The 8,043-nt window shown below is 48.9% G+C and carries 7 protein-coding genes and 1 riboswitch; of the genes, 2 read left to right on the top strand and 5 right to left on the bottom strand.

Features of this window, described 5'->3' with window-relative positions; all coding sequences use genetic code 11:
* Positions 1-24 precede the first annotated feature (24 nt).
* Positions 25-885: a glutamate racemase gene (murI, locus tag BN1044_RS08010; protein ID WP_072308233.1), complete on the bottom strand. Its 861-nt coding sequence runs from the start codon at positions 883-885 to the stop codon at positions 25-27.
* Complete coding sequence (gene btuB, locus BN1044_RS08005) at positions 830-2,734, bottom strand: TonB-dependent vitamin B12 receptor BtuB (protein ID WP_072308232.1); 1,905 nt, start codon at positions 2,732-2,734, stop codon at positions 830-832. Before btuB ends, murI begins: the two co-directional genes overlap by 56 nt.
* Positions 2,735-2,798: 64 nt before the next feature.
* Positions 2,799-3,005: riboswitch (cobalamin riboswitch) on the bottom strand.
* A gap of 118 nt (positions 3,006-3,123) precedes the next feature.
* Between btuB and trmA the strand changes: the two genes are divergently transcribed.
* Positions 3,124-4,227: a tRNA (uridine(54)-C5)-methyltransferase TrmA gene (gene trmA / locus BN1044_RS08000; protein WP_072308231.1), complete on the top strand. Its 1,104-nt coding sequence runs from the start codon at positions 3,124-3,126 to the stop codon at positions 4,225-4,227.
* A 70-nt stretch (positions 4,228-4,297) separates the two neighbouring features.
* Here the strand turns inward: trmA and BN1044_RS07995 are convergent, their stop codons facing one another.
* Complete coding sequence (locus BN1044_RS07995; protein ID WP_072308230.1) at positions 4,298-4,687, bottom strand: YijD family membrane protein; 390 nt, start codon at positions 4,685-4,687, stop codon at positions 4,298-4,300.
* Positions 4,688-4,708: 21 nt separating this feature from the next.
* Positions 4,709-5,371, bottom strand: a complete 663-nt coding sequence (gene fabR, locus BN1044_RS07990) for an HTH-type transcriptional repressor FabR (RefSeq protein WP_072308229.1) — start codon at positions 5,369-5,371, stop codon at positions 4,709-4,711.
* A 243-nt stretch (positions 5,372-5,614) separates the two neighbouring features.
* Here fabR and sthA point away from each other — a divergent pair, with 243 nt between their 5' ends.
* Positions 5,615-7,015 carry a Si-specific NAD(P)(+) transhydrogenase gene (gene sthA / locus BN1044_RS07985; RefSeq protein WP_025801452.1) on the top strand — a complete coding sequence of 467 codons (1,401 nt, stop codon included), beginning with the start codon at positions 5,615-5,617 and terminating at the stop codon, positions 7,013-7,015.
* On the opposite strand, the gene oxyR is transcribed toward sthA, so the two are convergent.
* The gene (oxyR, locus tag BN1044_RS07980) at positions 6,998-7,924 is read right to left on the bottom strand and encodes a DNA-binding transcriptional regulator OxyR (protein ID WP_072308228.1); all 927 of its coding nucleotides are present in this window, start codon (positions 7,922-7,924) and stop codon (positions 6,998-7,000) included. The genes sthA and oxyR overlap by 18 nt on opposite strands.
* Positions 7,925-8,043: the final 119 nt, after the last annotated feature.

Genomic DNA, 8,043 nt, shown 5'->3' with positions numbered 1-8,043 from the left:
CACCGAAAACCACATAAATGAGGATTAAATACTCAATTCTCGTAGTTCTGAGAAACCTAAACGATGCAATACAGGTAAAAGCGCATCGGTATCGCTATTTGTTTCTGTTGCATAGGCCAAATCGTTTTCCGTGCTCAGTGCGTTTTCCTGATTAGCAATCAGCCAAGCGACACGACGGGCTATTGCGGCACCTGAATCAACTAAACGAGTCCCTGTGGGTAATACCGCCGCCAGTTCTTCGCGCAATAAAGGAAAATGCGTACATCCCAGAACCACCGTATCTGGCGGTTCGGCCATTGACAGCCAAGGTCGTAGTATTTTCTTTAGCACCGCAGGATCAATCTCTTCGCCATGTAACTTGGCCTCAGCCAATTCCACCAGCTCAGCCGAGCCCAGCATTTTGATGTTGCAGTCTTTCGCAAATCGAGCAATCAGATCGTGAGTATATGAACGCTGCACCGTCGCTCTCGTCGCTAACAAACCAACAACGCCGTTGCGCGTCAGCTTTGCCGCAGGTTTTATCGCAGGCACGACACCAACGATAGGGCAATTGAAGCGTTCGCGTAATGCGGGGAGCGTAATGGTGCTTGCGGTATTACAGGCGATGATAACAATAGAGAGAGGATGACGCTTTTGCACTTCGGCAACGATTTTGACAACGCGGTCGATAATAAACGCTTCGTCTTTTTCCCCATAGGGGAATCCCTGATTGTCGAATGCATATATATAGTGGAGATCCGGAAGCAAATCACGGATCTCTTGATATACAGATAACCCACCCACGCCGGAGTCAAAAACCAGCGCAGTGGGTTTAGAAGTCGCTACATCATTAGAAGGTGTAGCTACCGGAGAGATAATATTCTCTACCTGCGGTTTGGTAGCCATAAGCCGTTTCATAATCTTTATCTAACAGGTTGGCGATTCTACCACGAACTGTTAGATGAGACGTAACCGGATAAGAAGCTGAAATATCGACGGTGCTGTAGCTTGGTAATACCTGCTGCGTATTATTGTATTGGGACGTATTGTTATCGTAACGGCGACCATAATATTGATACGAAACATCCATATCGACATTAAACATGGTCCAGTCGAGCTGATATTTAGCCTGTCGTTTGGCGCGACGCGCTAATACTTCATCATTTTTATCATTACGCGGATCTAAATACTGCAAGGTAACCTGATGCGTGAAGATCCCGGTATCAACGCTGCCCGTCCACTCGACGCCTTTAATCGTGGCAGAGTCGATGTTGTCGTAGCTGCCCGCATAGGTGACAGGATCGGAATAATAGGTAATCAGATTTTCAATTTTGTAATGATACACAGACAGACGCCAATCAAGTGGCCCAGTCAGCCCTTCTAAACCTGCTTCCCACTGCTTCGACTCTTCAGGTTTTAAATTAGGATTGGAATCAATGCCGAAACGCGTTGAACCAAATTGCTGTCCCAATGACGGCGCCAAGAATCCAGTGCCATAAGACAATGTTGCACGATAGCCCGGCGTAAATTCCCAACCCGCTGCCGTTTGCCAAGTACCGTGCCAACCGAACTGTTCATCTTTATCTTCACGTCCAGATGCCTCCAACGTGACATCTCCCAGTTTTTGCTGACCTGTAAGGTATAGCCCAGAATCATCACGTTTATAGCTGTCAGATTTACTGATATCTGAAGAAGTCAGACGCTGCTGCTGCCAATCCACACCCGCACTAATCTGCCCATGCTCTAGGCTATAGGTATTACCCCATTGAATATTACGCTGATCCATATCATCCAGCGTGGTGCCATCGTGATAGCGCCCATATTCACTGCTGTAATTATAAGCTTTTACTTTTTGGTAGCTGCCCGTTAACTGAGATGAATAAGCCCCAGACAAATAGCGCAGCCCCATATCATAAGTGTGATTGTAGGTTTCGCTTTCGTTTGCGCTGTAAGCGGGGCTCGACGGTGGGCTACCAAGATCATAGTCACTATTGTTGGTGTAACCGTAGCCACGAGCAAAACCAGAAAACTCGTTGCTAAACTGGTGATCTATACCACCCCAGAAAGTCTTGGTGCGATAGCCATCGTCATCATGATCGGGTTCGTACGTTGAACCCGGCTGCACATTAAAGCCTTTGGTGCTTTCATAAGAGCCCGCCAACGCGACTTTGGTGTTATCACCGACTTTTTGACGCACGCTCCCATCGTACTGCTGGAATCCTTTAGAACCGACACCTGCATTTATCTGCGCGCCTTCCTTATCGGTTTGCGTGATGACGTTAATAACCCCCCCCATTGCACCCGAACCATACACGGCAGAGCGTGGGCCACGAATATATTCAACACGTTGAACCAGCGAAATCGGGATTTGATTGAAATCCGCCGTGTTTGAAATTCCAGGACGAGCAATAGGAATGCCATCCACCAGCACAAGTACTTGGCTTGCGCTGGTCCCACGGATATACATCGATGCACTCTGTCCCATACCGCCATTTTGGGCGATATCGACGCCGGGTAAACGCCGCATTACGTCATTCAGCGTTTTAGCCTGCCAACGATCGATATCATCTCGAGTAACAACATCACTAGGCGCTAGCACGGTGGAAACTGGCTGAGGAAAACGGGAAGCGGTGACAATGACATCGTCATTATTATTTGCGGATGATGATGAAGGTGTTTCGTTAGAATCTTGCGCCCAGCCAGAGAAAGCCGTGACAGACAAAGCTGCCATCAGCGCATTTTTTTTTATAGTCATATAAGAGCATCCAAACTTAATTGGCAGGATGCCGCGAGCCGTGGCGTTAATTCGCGAAAACCACGTAAAGCGACGTGTACCGGCAGGTCTTCGGGCTTAGGATTTGTGTATCAACATGCATTGTTGAATACACACCGGGCGATGACTTCCCATCTGTAATGACAGTGTCAAAATATCGCCGTGACTTCCCCATACCGCTGCGCGTCAGCTCCGGATTCACACCGGATTCCCTTTTCACTCTCCACAGGAGACCGGGCCGCCATGCTAAGTGAAAACGTATTCAGAAGTCTAGACTTCTATGATTCGGATGTAGAATAAGTCACAGAGCTGGACATCATCATTCCATCGCCTACAATCGCCCCTCTATTATTATGCAAACGAGAAATGCCATGACGCCGAACACGCTGCCAACCGATCAATATGATGCCCAACTCACGGAAAAAATTACCCGACTGGCCAACATGATGACCCCGTTTGCGGCACCGGAGATTGAGGCATTTCGCTCGCCGGCCAGTCACTACCGCATGCGCGCTGAATTCCGCGTTTGGCATGATGAAGGCGATCTCTACCACATCATGTTTGATCAACAAACCAAACAACGCATCCGCGTCGATCAGTTCCCTGCTGCAAGCGAGCTGATTAACCGTTTGATGAACGTGATGATGGATGAGCTAAAGCCAAACCACGTTCTGCGCTTTAAATTGTTCCAAATTGACTATCTGTCAACTATGAACAATAAAGTGGTGGTTTCTCTTCTTTATCACCGCAAACTGGATGATGAATGGAAAGTAGAGGCTGAAGCGCTTCGCGATCGCCTGCGCGCGCAAGGTTTTGACCTGCAGCTTATTGGCCGCGCCACCAAAACCAAAATCTGTTTCGATCAAGACTATGTTGATGAATGCCTGCCTGTTGCTGGCCGCAACATGATCTATCGTCAGGTAGAAAACAGCTTTACCCAGCCCAACGCGGCCGTAAACATTAAGATGCTTGAGTGGGCGCTTGACGTTACACAGGATTCCAAAGGCGATCTGCTTGAGCTGTACTGTGGCAACGGCAATTTCTCCTTGGCGCTCGCGCGTAATTTTAATCGCGTGCTCGCAACAGAAATTGCCAAACCTTCCGTTGCTGCAGCGCAGTTCAACATCGCAGCCAACCACATTGAGAATGTACAAATCATTCGTATGGCGGCAGAAGATTTTACTCAGGCGATGAACGGCGTACGTGAGTTCAAACGTTTGGAAGGTATCGACCTCAAAGGTTATCAGTGCGAAACCATTTTTGTCGATCCACCGCGTAGCGGCTTGGATGACGACACCTTGCGCATGGTGCAGGCGTATCCACGGATACTTTATATCTCATGCAACCCTGAAACGCTTAGCGCAAACCTAGAAACGCTGAACGAAACTCATCGGGTCACACGCTTGGCGCTGTTCGATCAGTTCCCCTATACCCATCATATGGAATGCGGCGTGTTGTTGGAAAAACGCGATTAAAAACGATTCAAATAGAAAAGGCAGCCAATGGCTGCCTTTTCTATTTGAATGGTATCTCAGTGGCTCAACATCACTCAGGATCGTGAAAATCTTTTCCGCTATCAGGCTCGGCATTTTTCTTAAACGCCTTAATACGATAGGCAATCCAGAAAACCAACACAATACACAGGAGGGTTGGCATAAAGTTAGAGCCAATTTCTGGGTACTCAACGCGAACAATGGCGCTATACATCAGCAAACCAAGCAGAAAACACGAAGAGGAAAGCATCGGCATACCTTCAGGCATAGAGCAGTTCAGGTAGCGCTGATGCAGGCAATACACTGATAAAATCAGTGCCAGCAGGGGAAATACCGAAAATGATACGGCTGAGCTAAACAGTGCGGCAAAAGATCCGCTGATAGAAAGCCCCGCAACCAATGACAGAATCAACGTTCCCACATCTAAACGACTTTTAATCATGACCAACCCTATGCTTTAAATTTATTCCCGAGCATGCTGCTCTGCATTTTCATGCATATGCGCAATGTGTGCTTTCTCCTGCTCACGACGGTACCAATAATAAGCGCCCTTGGAAATCATCCGCAACTGTAAAACAAGACGTTCTTCCAACAAACGGCGGTGCTCCATATCAATATCTAACGCTTCAGCACCCGCGCTAAATACGATAGTCACCATCGCCTCCGCCTGTGCTTCAGTAAAACTGCGCGGCATGTGATTTTCGATTTCAAGGTAATCGGCAAGTTCCGCAATAAAGTGCTGAACCTCACGCTGCACCGCCGCGCGGAACGCAGCGGAAGTACCGGAACGTTCCCGTAAAAGCAGACGGAAAGCATTCGGATTATTGCCGATAAATTCCATAAAAGTTGCTACGGATGTGCGGATAACGCTGCCACCTTTGGCAATACGCTGACGGGCCTGACGCATTAACTGGCGCAGCATCAACCCACTTTCATCCACCATCGTTAACCCTAACTCATCCACGTCACGGAAATGGCGATAGAAAGACGTTGGGGCAATACCAGCTTCACGGGATACTTCACGCAGGCTCAAACTCGCAAAGCTCCGCTCAGCGCTTAGCTGATTAAAAGCCGCCTCGATCAGTGAACGACGAGTTCGTTCTTTTTGTTGCGCTCTGACGCCCATATTAATATCCGGTTAAATGTAAGTTTCTTTATTCCACCTTCGGCTATTTTTGATTCTGGCGCGGTGGTTTAACGCCACTATATCAAACTTTACCCCAACCACGCTTCTATGACCTGTGACATGTATAGCTAGGATGACAAAAACAAGGCGTGAATTGCCACGAAAAGCGTAGGGATGATTGGGGATGCGCGGTTATTATGTTAAGGTAACGTTGTATTTTTGTATAAGAAAGGCCTACCCTACATGCAACAGCACTATTCTTTTGATGCCATAGTCATTGGCTCAGGTCCCGGTGGTGAAGGCGCCGCCATGGGTCTGGTAAAACAGGGCGCGCGGGTTGCCGTCATAGAACGGCATTTTAGCGTTGGTGGCGGATGCACCCACTGGGGTACCATCCCCTCGAAAGCACTTCGCCACGCCGTTAGCCGCATTATCGAATTTAACCAAAATCCTCTCTATAGCGACAACTCCCGAATTCTTAAATCGACATTCCCTGATATTTTGCGTCATGCCGATAGCGTTATTAATCAGCAAACCCGCATGCGCCAAGGATTCTACGAGCGTAACCATTGTCAATTATTTTCCGGTGACGCCGAATTTATTGATGCCAATACCCTCAGCGTTAGCTACCCAGACGGCACGCGCGATACCTTAACCGCCGACAACATCATTATCGCCTGTGGTTCACGCCCGTATCATCCGTCTGGCGTCGATTTCAAGCATCCACGCATTTACGACAGCGACTCTATTCTGCAACTTAACCACGAACCGCAGCACATCATCATTTATGGTGCTGGCGTTATCGGCTGCGAATATGCGTCGATCTTCCGTGGATTAAGCGTGAAAGTGGACTTAGTGAATACCCGCGATCGCCTGCTTGCATTTCTCGATCAAGAAATGTCAGATGCGCTCTCTTACCACTTCTGGAATAACGGCGTTGTTATCCGCCACAACGAAGAGTTCGAGCAGATTGAAGGCGTTGAAGATGGCGTCATCATGCATCTCAAATCCGGTAAAAAAGTTAAAGCCGATTGCCTGCTGTACGCCAATGGCCGTACAGGGAATACCGATGCGCTGAAACTGGAAAATGTCGGGCTTGAAGCCGATGGCCGTGGCCTTCTGAAGGTCAATAGCATGTACCAAACGGCCATTTCACATATCTACGCCGTGGGTGATGTCATTGGCTATCCAAGTTTAGCTTCTGCGGCTTACGATCAAGGGCGCATCGCTGCTCAGGCCATAATGCAAGGCGAAGCCAACGTACATCTGGTCGAAGATATTCCTACCGGTATTTACACCATTCCTGAAATCAGCTCCGTGGGTAAAACCGAGCAGGAACTAACGGCAATGAAGGTGCCGTATGAGGTGGGCCGTGCACAGTTTAAACATCTGGCTCGCGCACAAATCGCCGGAATGAGCGTGGGAAGTTTGAAGATCTTATTCCATCGCGAAACCAAGCAGATCCTAGGGATCCACTGCTTTGGCGAACGCGCGGCGGAGATCATTCACATCGGCCAAGCGATCATGGAACAGAAAGGAGAAGGTAATACCATCGAGTATTTCGTTAATACCACCTTCAACTATCCAACCATGGCCGAGGCCTACCGTGTGGCTGCGTTAAACGGGCTAAACCGCCTGTTTTAAAGCGTCGCACTGCTGTGCCATGACACCTTGCATATGCTCGCGGATCGCTTCCGCGAGCTGTTCATAGCGTGCGCGCAGCGGAGAGCCGGGACGATAAACTAACGCGATAGTCCGCTTCGGCTCAGGCTTATAACATTGCACATAGCAAATGCCGTCACGTTCACGCTCAGGTGGAACCGCTAATGCCGGCAGCAGCGTTATACCGCTCCCAGCGGCAACCATGTTGCGCAGCGTTTCTAGGCTAGTTGCACGGAAATGCGTATCTTCATCTGCCCCAGCTTGGAAACAGAATCCCATCGCCTGATCGCGCAGACAATGCCCGTCTTCCAGCATTAACAAATGCTCGCCGGCCAGTTCAGACATCGCAATTTTATCTTTGTCTGCCAGAGGATGGCCGCTATACACCGCCAGCTTCATCGGCTCATCAAACAATGGCACTTCAATAAATGCCTCTGTTTCTTTGACCAACGCCAAAATCGCGCAGTCCAATTTGCCGCTATCAAGCTGCGCTAACAATTGGTGGGTCTGCGCTTCGTGCAAATACATTTCCAGCTTAGGAAAAGTTTGGTGCAGCGTTGGGATAATCTGTGGCAGCAAATAAGGCGCAACCGTTGGGATCAATCCGATATGCAGCGGGCCGGACATCGCCTCACCCTGCTGGCTGGCCATCTCTTTAAGTACCTTAACCTCACGCAGAACCGTACGTGCCTGATCGACAAGTAATAACCCGGCTTGGGTGAACAGCACTTTGCGGCTAGTTCGCTCCAGAAGCATCACACCCAACTCATCTTCCAACTTACGGATTTGGCCACTCAGCGTAGGTTGGCTGACATGGCATGAGTCGGCGGCGCGACGAAAATGACGATGTTCAGACAACGCCACTAGGTATTCTAAATCTCGAATATTCATATTTATCCTCCGAGCCATGATAGCTCATGGCGATAAATAAGATAGCAATGAACGATTAGAACTATCAAGCCTAAGTGTGAATAATGTCCATCAACGAACGGCGACACGCCAGCATCAGT

The sequence above is a fragment of the Hafnia alvei genome (assembly GCF_900095695.1).
Classification (GTDB): Bacteria; Pseudomonadota; Gammaproteobacteria; order Enterobacterales; family Enterobacteriaceae; genus Hafnia; species Hafnia alvei_B.
This window is presented reverse-complemented; position numbering and strand designations above follow the sequence as displayed.